This is a genomic window from Roseateles sp., from assembly GCF_019237615.1.
GTDB lineage: Bacteria > Pseudomonadota > Gammaproteobacteria > Burkholderiales > Burkholderiaceae_C > Pelomonas.
Map to the genome: position 1 here is coordinate 115,650 of NZ_JAFAGT010000048.1, position 21,883 is coordinate 137,532.

At 68.8% G+C, this 21,883-nt stretch carries 22 protein-coding genes; 13 read left to right on the top strand and 9 right to left on the bottom strand.

The window, feature by feature from the left end; all coding sequences use genetic code 11:
- Nucleotide 1: 1 nt before the first annotated feature.
- The 4 genes from deoA to dut are packed head-to-tail and all read left to right on the top strand — an operon-like array spanning nt 2 to nt 3,664.
- Nucleotides 2-1,312 (top strand): thymidine phosphorylase, encoded by a 1,311-nt coding sequence (gene deoA / locus JOY88_RS08885; protein WP_293501903.1) that lies wholly within the window; start codon nt 2-4, stop codon nt 1,310-1,312.
- Nucleotides 1,312-2,007: a tRNA (guanosine(46)-N7)-methyltransferase TrmB gene (gene trmB, locus JOY88_RS08890; RefSeq protein ID WP_293501904.1), complete on the top strand. Its 696-nt coding sequence runs from the start codon at nt 1,312-1,314 to the stop codon at nt 2,005-2,007. Before deoA ends, trmB begins: the two co-directional genes overlap by 1 nt.
- A complete protein-coding gene (gene coaBC, locus JOY88_RS08895) occupies nt 2,007-3,215 on the top strand; it encodes a bifunctional phosphopantothenoylcysteine decarboxylase/phosphopantothenate--cysteine ligase CoaBC (RefSeq protein ID WP_293501905.1) in 1,209 nt (402 codons plus the stop codon). The genes trmB and coaBC overlap by 1 nt, the downstream gene beginning before the upstream one ends.
- Nucleotides 3,215-3,664: a dUTP diphosphatase gene (dut, locus tag JOY88_RS08900; protein ID WP_293501906.1), complete on the top strand. Its 450-nt coding sequence runs from the start codon at nt 3,215-3,217 to the stop codon at nt 3,662-3,664. The genes coaBC and dut overlap by 1 nt, the downstream gene beginning before the upstream one ends.
- 33 nt (nt 3,665-3,697) lie before the next feature.
- On the opposite strand, the gene JOY88_RS08905 is transcribed toward dut, so the two are convergent.
- Nucleotides 3,698-4,216, bottom strand: coding sequence for an FKBP-type peptidyl-prolyl cis-trans isomerase (locus tag JOY88_RS08905; protein ID WP_293501907.1), 519 nt, complete (start codon nt 4,214-4,216; stop codon nt 3,698-3,700).
- 40 nt (nt 4,217-4,256) lie between these two features.
- Here JOY88_RS08905 and JOY88_RS08910 point away from each other — a divergent pair, with 40 nt between their 5' ends.
- The 3 genes from JOY88_RS08910 to JOY88_RS08920 all read left to right on the top strand — a co-directional run bounded on the left by JOY88_RS08910 (nt 4,257) and on the right by JOY88_RS08920 (nt 6,228).
- Nucleotides 4,257-5,372 (top strand): JmjC domain-containing protein, encoded by a 1,116-nt coding sequence (locus tag JOY88_RS08910; protein WP_293501908.1) that lies wholly within the window; start codon nt 4,257-4,259, stop codon nt 5,370-5,372.
- Nucleotides 5,369-5,863, top strand: coding sequence for a hypothetical protein (locus tag JOY88_RS08915; RefSeq protein ID WP_293501909.1), 495 nt, complete (start codon nt 5,369-5,371; stop codon nt 5,861-5,863). Before JOY88_RS08910 ends, JOY88_RS08915 begins: the two co-directional genes overlap by 4 nt.
- 158 nt (nt 5,864-6,021) lie before the next feature.
- Entirely contained in the window at nt 6,022-6,228 is a 207-nt protein-coding gene (locus JOY88_RS08920) for a hypothetical protein (RefSeq protein WP_293501910.1), read from the top strand.
- 128 nt (nt 6,229-6,356) lie between these two features.
- On the opposite strand, the gene JOY88_RS08925 is transcribed toward JOY88_RS08920, so the two are convergent.
- Genes JOY88_RS08925 through JOY88_RS08955 form a run of 7 tightly spaced genes read right to left on the bottom strand, consistent with a single transcriptional unit; the run spans nt 6,357 to nt 12,556 of the window.
- Entirely contained in the window at nt 6,357-7,139 is a 783-nt protein-coding gene (locus JOY88_RS08925; protein WP_524539203.1) for an MBL fold metallo-hydrolase, read from the bottom strand.
- Nucleotides 7,140-7,170: 31 nt separating this feature from the next.
- The gene (gene bamC, locus JOY88_RS08930; protein ID WP_293501911.1) at nt 7,171-8,346 is read right to left on the bottom strand and encodes an NlpB/DapX family lipoprotein; all 1,176 of its coding nucleotides are present in this window, start codon (nt 8,344-8,346) and stop codon (nt 7,171-7,173) included.
- A gap of 56 nt (nt 8,347-8,402) precedes the next feature.
- Complete coding sequence (gene dapA, locus JOY88_RS08935; RefSeq protein ID WP_293501912.1) at nt 8,403-9,284, bottom strand: 4-hydroxy-tetrahydrodipicolinate synthase; 882 nt, start codon at nt 9,282-9,284, stop codon at nt 8,403-8,405.
- Nucleotides 9,285-9,314: 30 nt separating this feature from the next.
- Complete coding sequence (locus tag JOY88_RS08940; protein ID WP_293501913.1) at nt 9,315-9,821, bottom strand: class I SAM-dependent methyltransferase; 507 nt, start codon at nt 9,819-9,821, stop codon at nt 9,315-9,317.
- Nucleotides 9,818-9,943: a hypothetical protein gene (locus tag JOY88_RS08945; protein WP_293501914.1), complete on the bottom strand. Its 126-nt coding sequence runs from the start codon at nt 9,941-9,943 to the stop codon at nt 9,818-9,820. Before JOY88_RS08945 ends, JOY88_RS08940 begins: the two co-directional genes overlap by 4 nt.
- The gene (locus JOY88_RS08950) at nt 9,940-11,163 is read right to left on the bottom strand and encodes an MFS transporter (protein WP_293501915.1); all 1,224 of its coding nucleotides are present in this window, start codon (nt 11,161-11,163) and stop codon (nt 9,940-9,942) included. Before JOY88_RS08950 ends, JOY88_RS08945 begins: the two co-directional genes overlap by 4 nt.
- Before the next feature lie 13 nt (nt 11,164-11,176).
- Nucleotides 11,177-12,556 (bottom strand): amidohydrolase family protein, encoded by a 1,380-nt coding sequence (locus tag JOY88_RS08955; RefSeq protein WP_293501916.1) that lies wholly within the window; start codon nt 12,554-12,556, stop codon nt 11,177-11,179.
- Between the two features lie 66 nt (nt 12,557-12,622).
- Between JOY88_RS08955 and JOY88_RS08960 the strand changes: the two genes are divergently transcribed.
- From JOY88_RS08960 to JOY88_RS08985, 6 genes are all read left to right on the top strand, one after another.
- Entirely contained in the window at nt 12,623-14,617 is a 1,995-nt protein-coding gene (locus tag JOY88_RS08960; RefSeq protein WP_293501917.1) for a DNA topoisomerase IV subunit B, read from the top strand.
- Nucleotides 14,617-15,648 (top strand): histone deacetylase family protein, encoded by a 1,032-nt coding sequence (locus JOY88_RS08965; RefSeq protein WP_293501918.1) that lies wholly within the window; start codon nt 14,617-14,619, stop codon nt 15,646-15,648. Before JOY88_RS08960 ends, JOY88_RS08965 begins: the two co-directional genes overlap by 1 nt.
- A complete protein-coding gene (locus tag JOY88_RS08970; protein WP_293501919.1) occupies nt 15,645-16,169 on the top strand; it encodes a GNAT family N-acetyltransferase in 525 nt (174 codons plus the stop codon). The genes JOY88_RS08965 and JOY88_RS08970 overlap by 4 nt, the downstream gene beginning before the upstream one ends.
- Complete coding sequence (locus JOY88_RS08975; RefSeq protein ID WP_293501920.1) at nt 16,166-16,819, top strand: lytic transglycosylase domain-containing protein; 654 nt, start codon at nt 16,166-16,168, stop codon at nt 16,817-16,819. Before JOY88_RS08970 ends, JOY88_RS08975 begins: the two co-directional genes overlap by 4 nt.
- Nucleotides 16,816-19,140, top strand: coding sequence for a DNA topoisomerase IV subunit A (parC, locus tag JOY88_RS08980; protein ID WP_293501921.1), 2,325 nt, complete (start codon nt 16,816-16,818; stop codon nt 19,138-19,140). Before JOY88_RS08975 ends, parC begins: the two co-directional genes overlap by 4 nt.
- A 208-nt stretch (nt 19,141-19,348) precedes the next feature.
- Nucleotides 19,349-19,840, top strand: coding sequence for an FxDxF family PEP-CTERM protein (locus JOY88_RS08985; protein ID WP_293501922.1), 492 nt, complete (start codon nt 19,349-19,351; stop codon nt 19,838-19,840).
- Here the strand turns inward: JOY88_RS08985 and JOY88_RS08990 are convergent, their stop codons facing one another.
- Entirely contained in the window at nt 19,841-21,862 is a 2,022-nt protein-coding gene (locus tag JOY88_RS08990) for an alpha/beta hydrolase family protein (RefSeq protein WP_293501923.1), read from the bottom strand.
- Nucleotides 21,863-21,883 lie beyond the last annotated feature (21 nt).

The window sequence follows — 21,883 nt, forward strand, 5'->3', positions numbered from 1 at the left end:
CATGCTCGCTCAAGAAATCATCCGCGCCAAGCGCGACGGCCAGGCGCTCAACGAAGCGCAGATCAGCCACTTCGTCCGCGGCCTCGTCGACAACTCCTGGAGCGAAGGCCAGGTGGCCGCGCTCGGCATGGCCGTGTTCCTGAAAGGCATGGGTCGCGATGAAGCCGTGCTGCTGACCCGCGCGATGATGAACTCCGGCCGCGTCATGCGCTGGCCCGACATGCCTGGCCCGGTGCTGGACAAGCACAGCAGCGGCGGCGTGGGCGACAAGGTCAGCCTGATGCTGGCGCCCATGGTGGCGGCCTGCGGCGGCTATGTGCCCATGATCGCCGGCCGCGGCCTGGGCCACACGGGTGGCACGGTTGACAAGCTCGAAGCCATCCCGGGCTATACGACGACGCCCGAGCCGGCCAGGTTCGACCAGATCGTGCGCTCCCTGGGCTGCGCCATCATCGGCCAGACCGCAGACCTCGCGCCCGCCGACAAGCGCTTCTACGCGACGCGCGACGTGACGGCCACCGTCGAGAGCGTGCCGCTGATCACGGCCAGCATCCTCTCCAAGAAGTTGGCCGCAGGCCTCGAAGGCCTGGCGATGGACATCAAGTGCGGCAACGGCGCGTTCGCGTCCACGCCCGAGTTCGCGAAGGAACTGGCGGAGAGCATCGTCGCGGTCGCCGGCGGCGCGGGCCTGAGGACGCGTGCGCTGATCACCGACATGAACCAGATCCTGGGCACCGATGTCGGCAACTCGCTGGAAGTCATCGAGACCATCCGCTACCTGACCGGTGAACACCGCGAGCCGCGCCTGCACGAAGTCACGCTGGCCCTGTGCGCCGAAATGCTGGTGCTGGGCAACCTGGCTGCCGACACTGCCGCCGCGCGCTTGAAGCTGCAGGCCGCCCTGGACTCCGGCGCCGCCGCCGAGAAGTTCGCCAGGATGGTCGTCGCGCTGGGCGGCCCTGCCGACCTGATGGAGCGCCCGGGCGCCTACCTGACCGCCGCACCCGTTGTGAAGCCCGTGGCGGCACCGCGCGGCGGTGTCATCACGACCATGTCGACCCGTGAGCTGGGCGTTGCCATCGTCGAGCTGGGTGGTGGCCGCCGCAAGGCGGGCGATGCCATCGACATGCGCGTGGGCTTCTCCGATGTGAAGCCGTTGGGCACGCGCGTCGCCGCCGGTGAGCCGTTGGCGCTGATCCACGCTGCCGACGACGCAGCAGCCGATCGCGCCATCGCGTCCTACCTGGCCGCCTGCACGCTGGGCGATGCCGATGTCGCAGCAACCCCCATGGTGATGGCAGAGGTGGGCTGATGTCCGAGGAAGACAACCAGCAACAGCCGCCGCGCCGCGCGATCAAGAGCTTTGTCACGCGCGCCGGCCGCATGGGCACGGGCCAGATCAAGGCCCTGGCCGAGCTGGGTCCGAAGTTCGTCCTGCCCTACAAGCCCGAACGCATCGATCCGGAAGCAGTCTTCGGTCGCAAGGCCCCGCTGGTGCTGGAGATCGGCTTCGGCATGGGCGGCGCCACCGCCGAGATCGCGGCCACGCTGCCCGATCACGACTTCATCGGCTGCGAGGTGCACGAACCCGGCGTCGGCGCGCTGCTGAAACTCATCGACGAGAAGCAGCTCGCCAACATCCGTATCGTCCAGCACGATGCGGTCGAGGTGCTGCGCGACATGATCGGCCCCGATGCGCTGGCCGGCGTGCACATTTTCTTCCCCGACCCCTGGCACAAGAAGCGCCACAACAAGCGCCGGCTGATCCAGCCCGAGTTCGTGGCGAAGCTCGTTCGGCACCTGGCGCCCGGCGGCTATCTGCACTGCGCGACCGACTGGCAGCCCTATGCCGAGCAGATGCTTGAAGTGCTGTCGGCCGAGCCCCATCTCCTGAACACCGCGGCCGGCTATGCTGACAAGCCCGCCTACCGTCCCCTGACCAAGTTCGAGAACCGCGGCATCAAGCTCGGACATGGTGTGTGGGACCTGGTGTTCAGGAAGCGCTGATGACAACGAGCCCCCTCCACGGCAAACACATCCTCCTCGCGATGACCGGCGGCATTGCCGGCTACAAGATCGCCGAGCTGACGCGGCTGTTCGTGAAGGGGGGGGCGACCGTACAGGTCATGATGACCGAGGCGGCCGAGCAGTTCATCACCGCGGTGACCATGCAGGCCCTGTCCGGCCGCCCCGTCTACACCAGCCAGTGGGACGCCAGGCCCGATAACAACATGGCCCACATCAACCTCAGCCGCGAGGCCGATGTGATGCTGATGGCGCCTGCCAGCGCCGATGCCATCGCGGCCCTGGCGCAAGGAAGGGCGGACGACCTCGTCAGCCTGACCGCACTGGCCCGCCGCATCCATGAATGCCCGCTGCTGGTCGTGCCGGCCATGAACCGCGAGATGTGGGCGCATCCGGCCACGCAGCGCAACGTCGCGCAGATCAGGGCCGACGGCGCCACCGTCATCGGCCCCGCCAACGGCGACCAGGCCTGCGGCGAGATCGGCGACGGCCGCATGCTGGAGGCGCAGGAGATCTTCGACGACGTCGAGGCCTTCCTCGCGCCGAAGCCGCTGCGCGGCAAGACGCTGCTGATCACAGCCGGACCCACCTTCGAACCCATAGACCCGGTGCGCGGCATCACCAACCACAGCAGCGGCAAGATGGGCTTCGCCATCGCCCGCGCCGCGGCCGAGGCCGGCGCCGAGGTCACGTTGGTTGCCGGCCCGGTGCACCTGCCCACGCCACGCGGCGTGCAGCGCATCGACGTGCAGTCTGCCCGGCAGATGTTCGATGCAGTGCTGCCACTGGCGGCCCATCAGCACGCCTTCATCGCCACGGCCGCCGTCGCCGACTGGCGCCCCGCGCAGACGCATGAGCACAAGCTGAAGAAGGCTGAAGGCGGCGCAACGGCGCCGATCCTCGCGATGGCGGAGAACCAGGACATCCTGGCCGCCGTGGCCAGGCTGCCCAAGCCGCCCTACTGCGTCGGTTTTGCCGCCGAGAGCGAGAAGCTCGCCGAGCATGCCGACGCCAAGCGCCGCCGCAAGGGCATCCCGCTCATCGTCGCCAACCTCGGCCCGGCCACATTCGGCCGCGACGACAACGCTCTGCTGCTCATCGACGAGCAGGGCCGGCGCGAATTGCCCCGCGCGGACAAGCTCAGCCTCGCGCGCGAGCTGATTGCCGAACTCTCCAAACGACTTTCCTGATGCACCCGATTGACTTGCAAGTGCTCGACGCCCGCATGGCCGAGCAGATCCCCGCCTATGCCACGCCCGGTAGCGCCGGCCTGGACCTGCGCGCCTGCCTCGACGAGGCGATCACGTTGGCCCCCGGCCAGACGACGCTGATCCCGACGGGCCTGGCCATCCACATCGCCGACCCGGGCCTGGCGGCCATCATCCTGCCGCGCTCCGGCCTGGGCCACAAGCACGGCATCGTGCTGGGCAACCTCGTCGGGCTGATCGACAGCGACTACCAGGGCCAGCTGATGGTCAGCTGCTGGAACCGCGGCCAGTCGGAGTTCGTCATCCAGCCCTTCGAGCGCATCGCGCAACTGGTCGTCGTGCCGGTCGTGCAGGCGGCCTTCCGCCGCGTGGACAGCTTCGACGCATCCGCGCGTGGCGCCGGCGGTTTCGGCTCCACCGGCAAGGGCTGAAACAGAAAGGGCGCCTCACCGGCGCCCTTGGTTTCAATGGATCGGCTCGTCCGGCGGCGCGCCGGTCTGCACCATGAAGATAGGCTCGCCCACAGAGCCGGCCAGCACCTCCTCCTCGGTCGCCGGGCGCACGTCCATCAGCTTCAGATGCATGCGCAGGCCGATGCCGGCCAGCGGGTGGTTGCCATCCAGCACCACATGTTCCGGGTAGACCTCGGTCACCGTGTAGACCGCGTCGGGCATGCCCTCGGTGAGGGCACCTTCCGGCAGGCCTTCGAACTGCATGCCCGGCTCCACGTCCTGCGGGAACAGGCCGCGCGCCTCGAAGCAGACCAGGTTGGAGTCGTAGTCGCCGAAGGCCTCCTCGGGCTGTAGAGCGAGGTCGGTCTCGAAGCCGATCTCCTGGCCCTCCAGCGCGGCCTCGACCTTGGCGAACAGGTCATCCCCCCCAAGCAGGAATTCCATGGGCTCGGCCAGCTCGTCGATGAGCTGGCCCTGGGCATCGTCGAGTCTCCAGCGCAGGGAGACGACACAGGGGCGGGTCACTTGCATGGGCCGGATTTTCGCACGCGGCCCTCGGCACAATGCTCGCATGCAGATCGATCTCCCGACCCCCCTGCTCGCCGGCCTGAGCCCCGCGCAGTTCATGCGCAAGCATTGGCAGAAGAAGCCTTTGCTGGTGCGCCAGGCCTTCGCGGACGTGACGCCGCCCGCGTCGCTGAAGGACCTCGCCGCGCTGGCCGCGCGCGACGATGTCGAGAGCCGTCTTGTCACCGCCTTCGATGGTGACTGGAAGCTCAAGCGTGGCCCCATCGCCCGCCTGCCGGCAATGAGCAAGCCCGGCTGGACGCTGCTCGTGCAGGGCCTCGACCAGCATCTCGACTCGGCCCGGGCGCTGCTGGACCGCTTCCGCTTCGCGCCCGATTCGCGTCTGGACGACCTGATGCTGTCCGTCGCCAGCGACGGCGGCGGTGTCGGCCCGCATTTCGACTCCTACGACGTGTTCCTGATCCAGCTCGCCGGCCGGCGCCGCTGGCGCATAGGCGCGCAGCGCGACGCCCAGCTTCGCGACGACGTGCCGCTGAAGATCATTGCCAACTTCAAGCCTGAACAGGAGTTCGTGCTGGAGCCCGGCGACATGCTCTACCTGCCGCCCGGCTGGGCGCATGACGGCGTCGCCGTCGGCCCGGGCTGCGTGACTGGCTCGGTGGGTTTTCGAGCTTCGACCGCAGAAGGCCTGGCCGCCGAGCTGCTGCCGCGCCTGCTCGACGAGGTCGATGGCGCCGGCAAGCTCTACGCCGACCCGCGACAGGATGCCGCGACTGAGCCGGCCAGGGTGCCGGCGGCGCTGTTGGACTTCGCGCGCCGCGCCGTCGAAGCCGCCGTACAGCGTCCACTGGCACTGGAGCGTGCGCTGGGCGAAGCGCTGACCGAGCCCAAGGCCAACGTCTGGTTCGAGCCCGGCGACATGCTGCCGCCGGGGCAGGGCGCCATGCTCGACCGGCGCAGCCGCATGCTCTACGACGCTGCCCAGGTGTTCCTGAACGGCGAGAGCTTTCGCGCCGGCGGCCGCGACGCGGTGCTGATGCGCGGCCTGGCCGACAGGCGCATGCTGACCGCGGCCGAGGTGGCGCGCCTGTCGCCCGAGGCGCGCGAACTGCTGGATCAGTGGACCGAGGACGGCTGGGTGCAGCCGTTGGCATCATGAACGCACAGAGCTTTGCAGGGCGTGCCGACTTCGAGAACCTGCTCGTCGAGACCCTGGCCTGGGCCTCCGAGCAGGGTTGCCGCGAGCTGCACGCCTGGGATGCCAGCTTCGTCGATTGGCCGCTGTCCAGCACGCCGGCGCTGGCCGCGCTGACCACCTGGGCCCGGCCCGGCCGCCAGCTGCATCTGCTGGCCCTGCAATACGACGACGTCTCGCGGCGCCACCCGCGCTTCGTGCGCTGGCGGCGCGACTACGCGCATTGCGTGACCGCGCGGGCGGTCGAGCCGGAAGTGCGCCTGGAAGCGGCACCTGAAAGCCTGCTGTTGGCCGCTGGCGCCGAGTCTGCAGTGACGCTGCGCCTCTTCGACAGGCATCTCTGGCGGGGCGAAATCAGCCTTGAGGCCGCGCAGCGGCAGCGCTGCATGGAATGGTTTGATGCCCTGGCACAACGTTCCGGCGATTCATTTGCGCCCACGACGCTGGGGTTGTGAGTGTTTGCGACATGCGGACCCCTATAATCATCGGCTAGGCGAGGGAAGCGCTCGAGGTTTTCCGCGTCTTGTACTGCGGGGTCGGCAGTCGGTGCGAGCACTGGTGCACGGCCCCAAAATTATGGTGTGCACCGTCGTTTAAACGTTTGAGGACAAGTATGAATAAGTCGATCCTGTTGGCTTCCGTGCTGGCTGCTGTTGCTCTGAGCGCCTGCAGCAAGAAGGAAGAACCCAAGGTTGAGGCCCCCGCTCCGGTCGTGGCCCCCGCCGCTTCGGAAGCCGCCAGCGCCGTTGACGCTGGTGCCTCGGCAGCCGACGCCGGTGCTTCGGCTGCCGACGCTGGTGCGTCCGCCGCTTCGAAGTAATCGCTTCGTCCCCATGAAGAAAGCCGGCGCTGCGCAAGCAGCGCCGGCTTTCTTTTTTTTTGCAACGTTGGCGGCCTGATCTGCGCCGCGATTACAAAACTTTGCGCGGCAGGGTTTTGCCGCCGGGTTCAGCTCAGGGCCACCCAATCCAGACCCTGTGTCGGATGGGCGACGCGAATCTCCGGCGCGCTGGCGCCGAGGGCTTCGGTCAGCGCGGCGCGCGCCAGGTCCGGCGTGTTGTTGTGCTCGCTGAGATGGGCTGCGGCCACCATTTCCAGCCCCGGATGCAGGCAGCGCGCCAATAGGTCGGCCGCGGCGGCATTCGAAAGGTGGCCGTGGCTGCCGAGGATGCGCTGCTTCAGGGCCGGGTGATAGCGCCCGGCACGCAGCAGCGCCTCGTCGTGATTGCATTCCAGCAGCAGCGCCCGGCAGCCCGCCAGCGCGGCCGCGACATCGTCGGGCGCGCAGCCGAGGTCGGTCACCAGGCCCAGGCGCCGCGCACCGTCGCTGAGCGTCAGTTGCAGGGGCTCGTTGGCATCGTGCGGCACGGCGAAGGGCTGCAGCACCATGTCGCCCAGCGGTAAAGCCTCGCCGTCCTTGGCGATGCGCAGCAGGGCGGGGTCGAAGTCGGTGCTGCCGACGGCCCGCCAGCTGCCCCTGCTCATGATCAGCGGCAGGCGGTAGCGCGCGGCCAGCGCCAGTGCGCAGCCGATGTGGTCGCCATGTTCGTGGGTGATGAAGACCGCGTCGATGTCCTCGGGCGCGCAGCCAGCGCGCGTCAGGCGCCTGACGAGCTCGCGCAGACTGAAGCCGGCATCGACGAGCAGTCGCGTGCTCGTGATGCCCTGGCTGGCCTCCACCAGCGTGGCGTTGCCGCCGCTGCCGCTGCCGAGGCTGCAGAAGCGCATCATGGCGGCCAGCCCCGGGTCCGGAACGCTCTGATTACTTCAGGTCGTCCATCAGCAGCGACAGGATGCGCTTGGCGTTGTCGTTGGTGATCGGCTGGCCGCGGTCGTCCAGCACGCGCACCGTGCTCTTGTCGCCCTCGGACTTGACCGAGACGCGGTAGCGCACCGGCTCGGAGGCCTTGGCGCCGAACAGGCGCTGGAAGAAGTTGGGCTCTTCCTGGCCGGCCTTCTCGGGGTCGGCGTAGCGCAGGTAGAACAGGCCGGCCGCGCGGTCGCGGTCCTCGATCGTGAAGCCATGGCGGTCCAGCGACAGGCCGACGCGGCGCCAGGCACGGTCGAAGCCATCGTTGACGTTGAGGCTGTCGGGCACCTCGGACAGGGCGCGGCGCGCGCGCGGTGCTTCGCCGCCGATCTTGAGCGTGCTGGCCGTGTTGGCCGGTGCCGGCTGGCCGGCCTCGGCGACGACGGCCTTGGCCGCATCTTCCTTGCCGCCCAGCTTGAGCATCAGGCGCGACAGCATCTCGGCTTCGAGATAGTGGTCGGCCGGTCGGGGCTGCCAGGCGGTCGAGTCGCGACCCTGCGAGGTGTAGACCTCCTGCATGCCCCGGTGGCTGATGAAGATGTCCGTGCCCGAGGCGCCGCGCTCGATGCGGGTACGGTACATGTCGCGCTCGCCGGTCGAGTACAGGCCGTCGAAGACCTTGCCGATGGTGGAGCGGACGAAGTCCTGCGGCAGCTTGGCGCGGTTCTCGGCCCAGTTGGTCTCCATGACGCCGATCTCGGGCTGCTCCTTGGTGACTTCCAGGCCGCGCTCCTGCCAGAAGCTACGCAGCTGCGGCCACAGCTGTTCAGGCGTCGCCGAGGTGTGCAGCCAGCGGTCGGTGCCACTGCGCTCCAGGCGCACCTCGCCGGCCATGTTGGCCGCGACGCTGCCGGCCACCAGGGACTGCGCGTTGGTGGAGTTCGCCGGCTTGACCGCGGACAGCGCGGAGGCCGTGATGGAGCCGCCCTGGACCTGGGCACGGTTGTCCTTGGCGAGCTGGGTCAGGTCGGGCGGGACGTCCAGTCCCTGGGTCTGGCGCGAGGCGGCCTTGTAGTCGACCTTGTCCGACGAGAACATGCTGTCGAAGGTGCTGCAGCCGGCGAGCGACAGAACGAAGGCCGTGCAGGCCAGGCGGGTCGCCGTGGGGCGAAGCAAGGGAACAGACATCACGCTGGAAATCTCCGGGGAACTAGGGCGCCGGCTGAAACCGGCGCAGCCGCGCATTAGAGCAGACCCGCCTCGACCATGGCCTGACCGACGCTGGCCTGGCCGGCGGCCGTCAGCGGCGTGATGGGCAGGCGCAGTGCGGCACCACAGCGGCCCAAGCGCGACAAGGCCCACTTGGCCGGGCCGGGGCTGGGTTCGCAGAACAGCTGCTTGTGCAGGCCCAGCAGCTTGAGGTGGACCTTGCGGGCCTCGACGGCGTTGCCCGCGATGGCCAGGCGGCACAGCTCGGCCATCTGGCGCGGCGCGACGTTGGCCGTCACGCTGACGTTGCCATGGCCTCCCAGCAGCATCAGCGCGATCGCGGTGCCGTCGTCGCCGGAATAGATGTGGAAGCCCTCGGGCGCATGCTTGATGAGCTGGGCCGCGCGCTCGATGTTGCCGGAGGCCTCCTTGATGCCGAAGACGCCCGGCAGCGTGGCGCAGCGCAGCGCGGTTTCGGGCGCCATGTCCGCAACGGTCCGCCCGGGCACGTTGTAGAGCATCATGGGGATGTCCACGGCCTCGGCGATGGCCTTGAAGTGCTGGTAGATGCCTTCTTGAGAGGGCTTGTTGTAGTAGGGCACGACGGACAGCGTGCAGTCCGCGCCGACCGACTTGGCGTAGCGGCTCAGCTCGATAGCCTCTGCCGTGGAGTTGGCGCCGGTGCCGGCCAGTACGGGGATGCGGCCCTTGGCATGTTCGACGGCGACGCGGATGATTTCGCGGTTCTCCTCCATGCTGACCGTGGGCGATTCGCCGGTGGTGCCGACGACGCCGACGCAGGCCGTGCCTTCCTCGACATGCCAGTCGATCAGGCGGCGCAAGGCCGGGTAGTCGATGCTGCCGTCCTCGTTCATGGGCGTGACGAGGGCGACGATGCTGCCGAGGATGGGCTTCATGGTGGAAAGGTCTGAGTGAGTCGGGCGATTTTAGGCCGCCGGCGGAGGCCGAATCGCCGCAACGCGTTGCACGAAGCGCGGGTTGACGCCGTCCTCGAACAGGTCTTCGTAAGCCACGACGTGCCAGTCGTGGCAGACACGCAGCAGTTCGCCGCGCCGCAGCAGGAAGTCCGGCCGTGACGGCCGGCCTATGGTCTGCTGGCCGTCGGCGAAGGTTTCCCAGATCAGCCAGCCACCTGGCTTGACGGCCGCCTTGACGGTGTCGAACAGCGGGCGCCACAGGTAGTTGCAGACGACGACGAGGTCGAACTGGCGGGCGGCCAATGGCCAGGCGGCGTTCTCGAGGTCGGCATCGATGATCTCGGCGTGCTCGCGCAACGGCGCCGTGGCGGCGGCGTCGCGGTCGACGCCCGTCGTACGCCAGCCGGCGCCGGCCAGCCAGACGAGGTTGCGGCCCGAGCCGCAGGCGAGGTCGAGCGCCGTGCCGGGCGGGGTTGGCGCAAAGCGCCGCAGCCAGGCCGAGGGCGTGCCCGTCATCCGAAGCAGGCCCAGATCTGCTCGCTGAGCTGGATCATGACCGCCGGATGCCGGTAGGCCAGCAGGGTCGCCACCAGGATGGCGACGACCAGGACAGGCAGGATCCAGCGGCGCGGCTTCATGCCGGCTGTGCCTGCGCGGAGCGCAGGATGGGCGTCTCGCGGACCGGCAGATTGGCCAGCATGGCCATCAGCCCCAAGGCGACGGCCAGCCACCAGACGACGTCGTAGCTGCCGGTGGCGTCATAGAGCTTGCCGCCCAGCCAGACACCCAGGAAGCTGCCGATCTGGTGGCTCAGGAACACGAAGCCGCCCAGCATGGACAGGTGTTGGGCACCGAAGATCTGCACGACGACGGCGTTGGTCGGCGGCACGGTGGACAACCACAGGAAGCCGATGACGGCCGCGAAGAGGTAGACGCTCAGCGGCGTCAGCGGCACCGAGATGAAGATGACGATGGCCACTGCGCGCAGGCCGTAGATGGCCGACAGCAGGTAGCGCTTGGGGAAGCGCTGACCCAGCAAGCCGGCCGCATAGGTGCCAAAGATGTTGAACAGGCCGATCAGCATCAGTGCGCCGGTGGACACGCCGATGCCCAGGCCATGGTCCTTCAGGTAGCTGGGCAGGTGCACGCCGATGAAGACGACCTGGAAGCCGCAGACGAAATAGCCCAGCATCAGCAACTGGAAGCTGCGGTAGCCGAAGGCCTCGCGCAGGGCCTGGCCGATGCTCTGGTGGCCGGCCGCCGCGCCCGCAGTCCGGCGCTCGCGTATGCCCAGCGCCAGCGGCACGATGAGCAGGGCCGTGCCCGCCAGCAGGTACAGCGCGCCCTGCCAGCCGAGGTGGCTGATCAGCCAGGTCTCGACCGGGATCATGACGAACTGGCCGAGGGAGCCGGCCGCCGCAGCGACGCCGAAGGCCCAGGAGCGCCTCTCGGGCGACACGGTGCGGCCCAGCACGCCGTAGATGACGGCATAGGTCGAGCCCGACTGGGCGATGCCGATCAGCACGCCGGCGCTGAGCGTGAAGCTCAGTGGGTCTGCCGACACCGCCATCAGCAGCAGGCCCAGCGCATACATCAGGCCGCCGGCCACCAGCACCTTCCAGGCGCCGAAGCGGTCGGCCAGCATGCCGGCGATGGGGCCGGCAGCACCCCAGGCCAGGTTTTGCACTGCCATCGCGAAGGAGAAGGTCTCGCGCGTCCAGCCGCGCTCCGTGATGATGGGCTGCAGCCAGAAGCCGAAGCCGTGGCGTATGCCCATGGACATCGTGACGATGAGGGCGCCGCAGAGCAGCACTTGCTGGACGGACAGTCCGCTGGACGTGGGGCGGGGGGAATTCATCCCGGCACTTTAATCAGCGCCGCTTGGCCTTGCTCGACGGCTTGCTTTGGGCCTTGGGCTTGCCCACCTTCTTGAGCGCCGGCTTGGGCGTGTCGACGGTGGAGGCGCTGGCTTGCGAACTGGAGGCGGCGACGTCCGCCAGCCGGGTCAGCAGCCGGCCCTGCTTGACGCGCAGCAGCGGCATGTCGACCTGGGCCAGGTCGGCCAGCGGGTCACCGCCCAGCAGCAGGAAGCTGGCCTCGCAGCCGGGCTGGAAGCAGCCCAGGCGGCGGCCGGGGAACAGGGCGCGCGGCGTGTCCTGCGTGGCCAGGCGCAGCAGCATCGCGCGGTCCAGGCCCAGCGAGTCCAGCGCATGCAGCTCCGCGCGCGCCGTGCCGATGAAGACGTCCGAGCCGACCAGCAGCTGCGCGCCCGCCGCCTGCAGCCGCGCCAGATTGGCGCGCTGGACCTCGCGCATCGCGGCCAGAGGCGCGGGGTCCAGCTTGAAGAGCGCGGTCGCGGCCGTCGTCGTGATGACGGCGGTGTGCTGGCGCGCTGCCTGGGCCGCCGCGGCCTCGCTGATGGCGAAGTGCTCGGGCGCCTCGTCGGCCGTGTTGGCATAGCCGGGCAGGTGGGCAATGGCATCGACGCCGGCCGCCAGCGCCGCGTCGAAGTCGGCTGCAGTCTCGACATGGGCGACGACGCGCAGGTTGTCGGCATGGGCCAGCCGGGTCAGCTCGCTGGCCGTGTCCGGCCGCAGGCCGAGGTGGCCGAACAGCGCTGGCTGCTGGCGCAGCTCGGGCCGCTCGCTGTGCGCCAGCACGATGCGTAGCCAGCTGCCGCCGCGCGCCTTGATGGCCGGCCATTGGGCGCGTGCCTGCTCGGGGCTGTCGACGAGGACGATCTGGTCCTGCGCCGTGGCGGCCTCGGCGCTGGCCTGCGGCAGCACGGCGGCTAGCGGATAGCCGTCGGGCGAGGTGATGCAGGCGGTGATGAAGCTGACTTCGGGCGCCGCCGGCGCGGCAGCCAGCGGGCGCACGTCGGCGACGCCGGCCGGGTCTCCGCACAGCATGGCTGCGTAGAACACGCCCTCGTCGATGTACCGGTCAGCGTACTGGCCCCAGCCCCAGGCGGTCTGCAGGTTGTGGTTGTGGGCCTCGGCCAGCGGGTTGATGAGCACCTGCTGACCGCGCAAGTCCATCTTGCGGTTGACCTTGGCCGGCTTCTTGGCGACGAATACGCCGTGCTCGACATAGAGGTTGCCGCGCTGGATCCGGTGGCCGTCGAACCAGCGGGCGTTCTTCAGCTCCCAGGACAGCGGGGCGCTGGCCTGGTAGGGCTGTTGCGGAGGAGGGGAGGTCTGGGCCTGTGAAAAAATACAGGTCAACAGCAGGCAGGCAATCAGGAATCTCAAGCGCGGGAACTCGGTCTTCGGGGGCCGCGAATCCTAGCCCGACCGCCTTCTTAGAATTCCGCTCCTATGTCCAGCCGTCCGTCCACCTCTCCCGCCACGTCACCCGCCGCCTACGGCGAAGCCTCTATCCGCGTCCTGAAGGGCCTGGAGCCCGTCAAGCAGCGGCCAGGCATGTACACCCGCACCGACAACCCGCTGCACTGCATCCAGGAGGTGATCGACAACGCCGCCGACGAGGCGCTGGCCGGTCACGGAAAGCGCATCGACGTGGTGCTGCACGTCGACGGCTCCATCTCCGTGGCCGACGACGGCCGCGGCATTCCGTTCGGTCTGCACCCGGAAGAGGGCGTGTCGGTCATCGAGATCGTCTACACCCGGCTGCATGCCGGCGGCAAGTTCGACAAGGGCTCGGGGGGGGCCTACAGCTTCTCGGGCGGCCTGCATGGCGTGGGTGTCAGCGTGACCAATGCGCTGGCCAAGCGGCTGGAAGTGGCGGTCTGGCGCGACAAGCAGGTCGCCGGCATCGCCTTCGAGCATGGCGACGTCGTCCAGCCGGTCGCCACGCGGCCTGCCGCCAGCGGTGACCGCAGGCAGGGCACTACCGTGCGCGTCTGGCCCGAGGCCAAGTATTTCGAGAGCACGGAGCTGCCGCGCCACGAGCTGGTGCACCTGCTGCGCTCCAAGGCCGTGCTGATGCCGGGTGTCACCGTCACGCTGAAGCTGGAGAAGACCGGCGAGACGACGACCTGGCTCTACAAGGCCGGCCTGCGCGACTACCTTGCGCAGTCGCTGAACGCCGACCCACTGATCCCGCTGTTCGAGGGCGAAGGCTTCGCCACGGCCGGCGAGAGCGAGAACTTCGCCGAGGGCGAGGGCGCCGCCTGGTGCGTCGCCTTCACCGAGGACGGCGCGCCGCTGCGCGAGAGCTATGTGAACCTGATCCCGACGGTGGCCGGCGGCACGCACGAATCGGGGCTGAAGGACGGCCTGTTCGGTGCCGTCAAGGGCTTCATCGAGATGCATTCGCTGCTGCCCAAGGGCGTCAAGCTGATGCCCGACGACGTGTTCTCGCGCGCCAGCTTCGTGCTGTCCGCGAAGGTGCTGGACCCGCAGTTCCAGGGCCAGACCAAGGAGAGGCTGAACTCGCGCGACGCACTGCGGCTGGTGTCGACCTACGTGAAGCCGGCGCTGGAGCTGTGGCTCAACCACCATGTGGAGCATGGCAAGAAGCTGGCCGAGCTGGTCATCAAGCAGGCGCAGACGCGCCAGCGCGCCAGCCAGAAGGTGGAAAAGCGCAAGGGCAGCGGCGTGGCCGTGCTGCCAGGCAAGCTGACCGACTGCGAGAGCCGCGACCTGACGCTGAACGAGGTCTTCCTCGTTGAGGGCGACTCGGCCGGCGGCAGCGCCAAGATGGGCCGCGACAAGGAGACGCAGGCCATCCTGCCGCTGCGAGGCAAGGTGCTGAACGCCTGGGAGGTCGAGCGAGACCTGCTGTTCAAGAACAACGAGATCCACGACATTTCTGTCGCGTTGGGCGTGGACCCGCATGGCCCCAACGACAGCCCCGACCTTTCCGGCCTGCGCTACGGCAAGGTCTGCATCCTGTCCGACGCCGACGTGGACGGCTCGCACATCCAGGTGCTGCTGCTGACGCTGTTCTTCCGCCATTTCCCCAAGCTGGTCGAGACCGGCCATGTCTTCGTTGCGCGCCCACCGCTGTACCGTGTGGATGCGCCGGCGCGTGGCAAGAAGCCGGCCGCCAAGCTCTATGCACTGGACGACGGCGAGCTGACCGCGACACTGGACAAGCTGCGCAAGGAAGGTGCCCGCGAGGGCTCGTGGAGCATCAGCCGCTTCAAGGGCCTGGGCGAGATGAACGCCGAGCAGCTGTGGGACACGACGCTGAACCCCGACACGCGGCGCCTGTCGCGAGTCGAATACGGTCAGCTGGACTTCTCCGCGACGGTGGAGGCGTTCAACAAGCTGATGGGCAAGGGCGAGGCCGCGTCGCGCCGAGAGCTGATGGAGTTGCACGGCGACGCCGTGGAGATCGACGTCTGATGCAGACCGTCTACAACGCCGGCCACGCGGCCCATGCGGCGACGCATGAGTTCTTCCGCGGCCGCCTCGTGCCGGCGTTCGAGGTCCCGGCGCGGGCCGACTACATCCTGCAGGAACTGAAGACGACCGGCCTGGGCGAGGTGCTGGCGCCGGTGGATCATGGCCGGGCGCCGCTGGAGCGCGTGCATGCGGCCCGCTACCTGCGCTTCGTCGAGGGCGCCCATGCCGAATGGCGGGCGCTGGGCGGCGAGGGTGATGCCTTCCCGGCCGTGTGGCCGGTGCGCTCGCTGCGCAGCGACGTGGAGCCGGCGAGCTTCGCGGCCCGCATGGGCCTGTATTCCATGGACAGCGGCACGCCGTTGACCGCTGGCAGCTGGGCCGCGGCCCAAGCCGGCGCCCAGGCCTCGCTGACGGGGCTGGACCTCGTGCTGGCCGGCCAGCGCGCGGCCTATGTGCTGACGCGCCCGCCCGGCCACCACGCCGGCGCCGATTTCTACGGCGGCTACTGCTTCATCAACAACGCGGCGGTCGCCGCCCAGGCGGCGCGCGACACCGGCCTGGCGCGTATCGCCATCCTGGACGTGGACTACCACCATGGCAATGGCACCCAGGCCATCTTCTATGACCGCGCTGACGTCTTCTACGCCAGCATCCACGGTGACCCGCGGACCGAGTTCCCGTTCTTCCTCGGCCATGCCGACGAGACCGGGGGCGGCGCGGGTATGGGCTGCAACGCCAACTTCCCGCTGCCGGTGGGCGTCGCCAACGACGACTGGTTCGCCGCGCTGGAGCAGGCGCTGGCCAGGCTGGCGGCCTACCGACCCGAACTGCTCATCGTGTCGCTGGGCGTCGATACCTATGGCGGCGACCCGATCTCCCACTTCAGGCTGGACGAGCCCGAGTTCCGCCGCATGGGCCGGCGCCTGGCCGCCTTTGGTGCGCCGACGCTGTTCATCCAGGAAGGTGGCTACGCGACCGAGGCCATCGGCCGCAATGTCGTCGCCGTGCTGACAGGCTTCGAGGGCGCATGAACCTGAGGCTGCGTCCGACCATGCTGTCCGACCTCGACTGGGTGGTCTCTGTCGAGCGCGACGGTGCCAACCTGCCCTTCATCACGCCCTGGGAGCGCCCGCAGCACGAGGGTGCCATCCGTTTCCCTGACTCGCGCCATTTCGTGGTCGAGGAGGGCGATGCGCTTGAGCGCATCGGCTTCGTCATCCTGCAGGGCTGCCGCAACCCCAACGGCTCGGTAGAGCTGAAGCGCCTGGTGCTGCAGCACAAGGGCCGGGGCCTGGGGCGGGCGGCAGTGCGTCAGCTCAAGGTCATGGCGTTCACGCAACTCAAGGCGCACCGCTTCTGGCTGGACGTGAAGTCGCTGAACACGCGGGCCTTCGAGCTGTATCGCAGCGAAGGCTTTGTCGAGGAAGGCCGGCTGCGCGAGAGCGTGCGCGTGACCATAGATGGCGCCGACGGCTACGACTCGCTGATCGTCATGTCGCTGCTGGACCGCGAGTACCAGGCGCGCGTCGCGCTCGGGATGGAGGCGGCATGAAGCGCCTCGCCGGGCTGTTGCTCGCTCTCGCCGGGCCGGCCCATGCCGACCTCTGGGGCTATGTCGATGCGAGCGGCGTGGCCCATTTCGCGCCGCGCCAGCTCGACGCGCGCTACGCCCCCGTGCTTGGCAGCGCCGGCCCGTTGCGCGTGCCCGGCAAGACCGACGCCGGCGCCCATATGCTGACCTGGCTGGACATCGCCCCCGAGGTCAAGGCCGTGCAGCCCTGGGTGCGCGAGGCCGCCGCCCGGCATGGCGTGGACGCCGAACTGCTGAAGGCCGTCATTGCGGTGGAGTCCGGCTACCAGCGCGGCGCCGTGTCGCCGCGCGGCGCGCTGGGCCTGATGCAGATCACGCCCGAGGCTGCCACACGCTACGCGACGCCGGCCGACGCCGCGCGGCTCATCGAGCCGCGCATCAACATCCACACCGGCGCACGCATGCTGGCCGACCTGATGCGCCGCTTCGGCCGCGTCGACGCCGCGCTAGCGGCCTGGAATGCCGGCGAGGGCGCCGTGCGCCGCGCCGGCAACCGCGTGCCCGACATCGAAGAAACCCAGGCCCACGTGCATCTCGTTCTCGAGTTGTACTGGGCCCTGCTGCAGCAGAGCCAGCCGGCCCGCGCGCAGCGCTTGACCTTGCATCCATGAGTTCCCAGACCACCATCGACTTCACCGCCCCGACCGAGGGCGACGACAACGCGCTGACGCTGGCCGCCTACGCCCAGCAGGCCTATCTCGAATACGCGCTCAGCGTCGTCAAGGGCCGTGCGCTGCCCAGCTATGCGGACGGCCAGAAGCCCGTACAGCGCCGCATCCTGTACTCGATGCAGCGCCTGGGCCTGGGCTGGAGCGGCAGCTCTGGCGCCAAGCCCGTCAAGGGCGCCAAGGTGGTGGGCGATGTGCTGGGCAACTTCCACCCGCATGGCGACCAGTCGGTCTACGACGCGCTGGTGCGCATGGCCCAGGACTTCTCGCTGCGCTACCCGCTGATCGACGGGCACGGCAACTTCGGCAGCCGCGATGGCGACGGCGCCGCGGCGATGCGCTACACGGAAGCGCGGCTGGCCCCCATCGCCCGCCTGCTGCTGGACGAGATCGACGAAGGCACGGTGGATTTCCGCCTCAACTACGACGGCACGCAGCAGGAGCCCGTCGAGCTGCCGGCGCGCCTGCCCATGGTGCTTCTCAACGGCGCCAGCGGCATCGCCGTGGGCCTGGCGACCGAGATCCCCAGCCACAACCTGCGCGAGGTGGCCGCCGCCGCCGTCGCGCTGCTGAAGGACGACCAGCTCGCCGATGACGCGCTGTTCGAGCTGCTGCCCGGCCCCGACTTCCCCGGCGGCGGCCAGCTCATCAGCGCGCCGGAGGACATTCGCGCGGCCTACCTGTCGGGCCGCGGCAGCCTCAAGCTGCGCGCGCGCTGGAAGATCGAGGACCTGGCCCGCGGCCAGTGGCAGCTGGTCGTCACCGAGCTGCCGCATGGCACCAGCGCGCAGAAGGTGCTGGAGGAGATCGAGGAGCTGTCCAACCCCAAGGTCAAGGCCGGCAAGAAGACGCTGACCGCCGAGCAGTTGCAGCTCAAGGCCAGCCTGCTGACGGTGCTGGACGGTGTGCGAGACGAGTCCAGCAAGGACGCCGCCGTGCGCATCGTCTTCGAGCCCAAGAGCCGCACCGTCGAGCAGCAGGATCTCATCAATACGCTGCTGGCCCACACCAGCCTGGAGAGCAGCGCGTCGGTCAACCTGACCATGATCGGCGACGATGGCCGGCCCACGCAGAAGAGCCTGCGCCAGATGCTGACCGAGTGGATCGGCTTCCGGCAGACCACGGTGCGCCGCCGCACCGAGCACCGGCTGCAGCATGTCAACGACCGCATCCATGTGCTGGAAGGTCGGCAGCTGGTGCTGCTGAACATCGACGAGGTGATCCGCATCATCCGCGAGTCGGACGAGCCCAAGGCGGCGCTGATCGCGCGCTTCAACCTGAGCGACCGCCAGGCCGAGGACATCCTCGAGATCCGCCTGCGCCAGCTGGCGCGGCTGGAGGCCATCAAGATCGAACAGGAGCTGTCCAAGCTGCGCGACGAGCGCGCCAGGCTGGAGGACATCCTCGGCTCCGCCGCGACGCTGCGCCGCACCGTCATCAAGGAGATCGAGGCCGATGCCAAGCAGTACGGCGACGACCGCCGCACGCTGATCCAGGCCGAGAAGCGCGTCGTCGCCGAGGTCAAGATCGTCGACGAGCCGGTCACTGTCATCGTCAGCCAGAAGGGCTGGGTGAGGGCGTTGAAGGGCCACGAGGTGGACGTCGCCGCACAGACCTTCAAGGCCGGCGACGTGCTGTGGGGGGCGTTTCGCTGCCGCAGCGTCGATCCGCTGATCGTCGTCGGCGGCAATGGCCGCGTGTATTCGGTGCCCGTCTCGACGCTGCCGGGCGGGCGCGGTGACGGCCAGCCCATCACGACCATGATCGAGCTGGAAAGCGGTACGCAGATCGCGCATTACGTGGCTGGCGCGACGACGCAGCGCCTGGTCATGGCGGGCTCGACGGGCTACGGGCTGATCGCCCAGATCGGCGACCTGGTGGGCCGCCAGAAGGCCGGCAAGACGTTCCTCGCGCTGGACGATGGCGAAGCGCCGTTGCTGGCCCTGGTGCCGGGCGATGCCGTGGCCCTGCAGCTGGGCGTGCTGAGCGCTCAGGGTCGTCTGCTGGGCTTCGCGCTGGACGAGCTCAAGCACCAGCCCAAGGGCGGCAAGGGCCTGATGCTGATGGACCTGGAGGCCAAGGACAGCGTCGCGTCCATCGCATGCTTCACGACCCAGCTGCGCGTGCTCGGCAGCGGCCGCGGCGGCAAGCCGCGCGAGGAAGTGCTGAAGAACCAGTCGCTCGCAGCCCACGCGGCCAAGCGTGCGCGCAAGGGCAAGGCCGTCGACGGCCTGCAGAAGGTCGTCAGGCTCGCGGTCGATTGAAGAAGGATGCGCTCGAAAAACGTGTCAGCAAGCCGCGACTGGGCGCACAACTGACAGTTGCTAGCGGTCTATTTACATGCCGCAACAAGACGGGCGGCAACCCTCCCTAGGCCGAAGGGTGTCGCCAGGTTCTTGGAGACTTCGCTGCGTCGCAGAATGAATTTCGGCGGTTGTGCTTGACCGTCAAGTCAGGAGCTACGCAATGAAGTTGAAATCCATCGCCGCCGCCTCAGTGGTGGCATTGACCGCACTGAGCAGCCACGCTGCCAGCACGGACTGGGGGCAGCACGATCTGCTCGAGAGCGCCCTCGGCCTCACGGCCGGCGGGGTCATTTTTGATACCTTTTCCTTCTCGCTCGCCGTGCAGTCGGACGTTGCGAGCAGCGTGAGTTCGCTGGGCGCCGTAGGCGCAGGCACCTACAGCCTGTTCGCGGTGGGGGCGGACGGCGTGCTCGGCACGGCCGATGACATCGGCTTCGGCGCCTGGAACTTCGGTGGTGCGCCGACGGTGCATACCGTGTCGCTGGCTGCCGGCAACTACTACTACGCCGTCTTCGGCCTCGCGTCCGGCGCGGCGGCGTATTCCATCAACTCGGCGGCCGCAGCCGCGCCGGTGCCGGAGCCCGAGACCTACGCCCTGTTGGGCGCCGGCCTCGGCGTCATCGGCTTCGTCGTCTCGCGCCGCCGCCGCGAGGCCTGATCAGGGCTTGGGCGCAGCGCCGCCGATGTGGCGCTCCAGGAAGCGCTCCACGCGTCCCCAGAAGTCCACGTTGGTCTCCAGCGAGCGCCAGCCATGGCTCTCGTTGGCGTAGACGACCCACTCCAGGCCCTGGTAGCCCGCCACTTCCAGGGCCTTTTTCATGTCGAGGCCTTGCTGGATCTCGACGCGCCGGTCCTCGGCGCCATAGGCCATCAGCAGTGGCTGCTTGATCTGGGCGGCCAGCTTGACGGGTGCATTGGCGGCCAGCATTTCAGCGTCTTCCCGAGGGTCGCCGATCAGCAGCTTGAGATCGTTCTCCGCCCACATGCTCTCGATGTCGGTGCGGCTGCGCAGGAACATGGAGGCCGGGTCGGTGACACCTACCCACTCGAATCCGCAGCGGAACAGCTCCGGGTTGCGCGCAAGGCCCATCAGGGTGGCATAGCCGCCGTAGCTCGCACCGGCGATGCAGATACGCTTGCCGTCCGCCAACCCCTTGTCGACGGCCCATTTCGCTGCGTCGGCGAGGTCGGCCTGCATGGCCTGGCCCCATTGACGGCGACCGAGGTTTTCGTGGCGCCGGCCATAGCCAGCGCTGCCACGAAACTCGGGCTCGATGACGAGATAGCCGCGGTTCGCGAGAAACTGCGCCATCTCGTCCCAGTACCAGTGGTTGCCGCGCACCCAGGGGCCGCCGTGCACCAGCACGACCGCAGGTCGTGCGCCCGGCGGGCCCAGGGGCTTGGTCAGTTGCACGGGCATGTCCAGCCCGTCGCGTGTCTTCAAGCGCAGCACCTCGCGCGACGCCATGTCGGCGGCGTTCAGCCCCGGGCGGGAGCGGAACAGCGTCTTCAGGTTGCGGCTTTCGCGGTCATAGACGTAGATGATCACGGGTTGGCGGTCCGAGAGGGCACGGACCAGCACGCGCTTGTCCGTCAGGCAGTCGCTGCAGCTGAGGTGATTGACCGTGACCGGTAGCAGTTTGTCGACCTCCGCTTGCAGGGCTTTCATGCCGCGATCGAACCAGGCGGTGTCGGCCGCATCGGCCTCGTAGCGCAGCCCCAGCAACCGGCTGCCTTCGCGGTCGAGCACGAGTTCGCCGTTCCAGTCGTAACCTGGGATGCTCAACAGCGTCTGGCGCTTCTCGCCGGTGGCGCTTTGGCGCTGGACAATGCGGATGTCGCCACCGGATTCGGCAGCGTCGTGGTCCGCGACCACCAGGTCGCCGCCGGGCAACCGTGCCAGGGGAGCGGGCATGATGTCGATGCCGCGACGTCCCGAGCGCCAGAGCTTCCAGCGCTTGGTGTCCTCATCGAACAGGTGGACGCCGTAGCTGGCGCCCTCCTGGGTGATGCAGGCCTGGGGCTGGCCCTTGCGGTCCACCAGCCATTGCGCCACCCGGTGGGGCACGTTCTCGGTGATCAGCGTCACCTTGCCGGTGCGGGTGCTGAGACGCCCCAGTACCTCATGGCTGAATTCGCCGCCTTCGTCCCAGGTGTAGCGCTGGACGATGACGTCTTCGCTTCCATCGTCCAGCGCTCGCAGCAGGCGCCAGGTCCAGGGCAGCAGTTTGTCCACCGCCTCCTTCACGCGCGAACCGGTCTGGGCCTGGCCGGGGTTGATGTTGAAGCGAGTCGAGATCAGCTGCTTCACCTCGCCACTGGGCACGTCCAGCACCCACAGGCCCACGGAGATCGGCGTATCGCGCCGCTCGTGCCGCTGCCCGGCCTGGAAGACCAGGCGGGTCGGGCTGAGCCAGTGGACGCTCGCGATGTCGAGCCGGTCCACTGCGGCCACGACGTCGGTGGGGCTGTCGTCATCCAGCCGCGCCAGGGCCAGCTTGGTGCGCTCGCCGGGACGATTGACGAGCACCGCAACGCGACTCTGATCGGGTGACAGCACAGCCTGCTCGAACATCGGCGGGCTGAAGAAGGCCCCGATGGGCAACCTGGGCGCCTGGGCGCTGGCGACGAGGGACGAAAGCAGTGCCAGCAGCGCGCCGGCCTGTGCGATGAATTTCATGTCTTCTCCCTGATGAGGGGC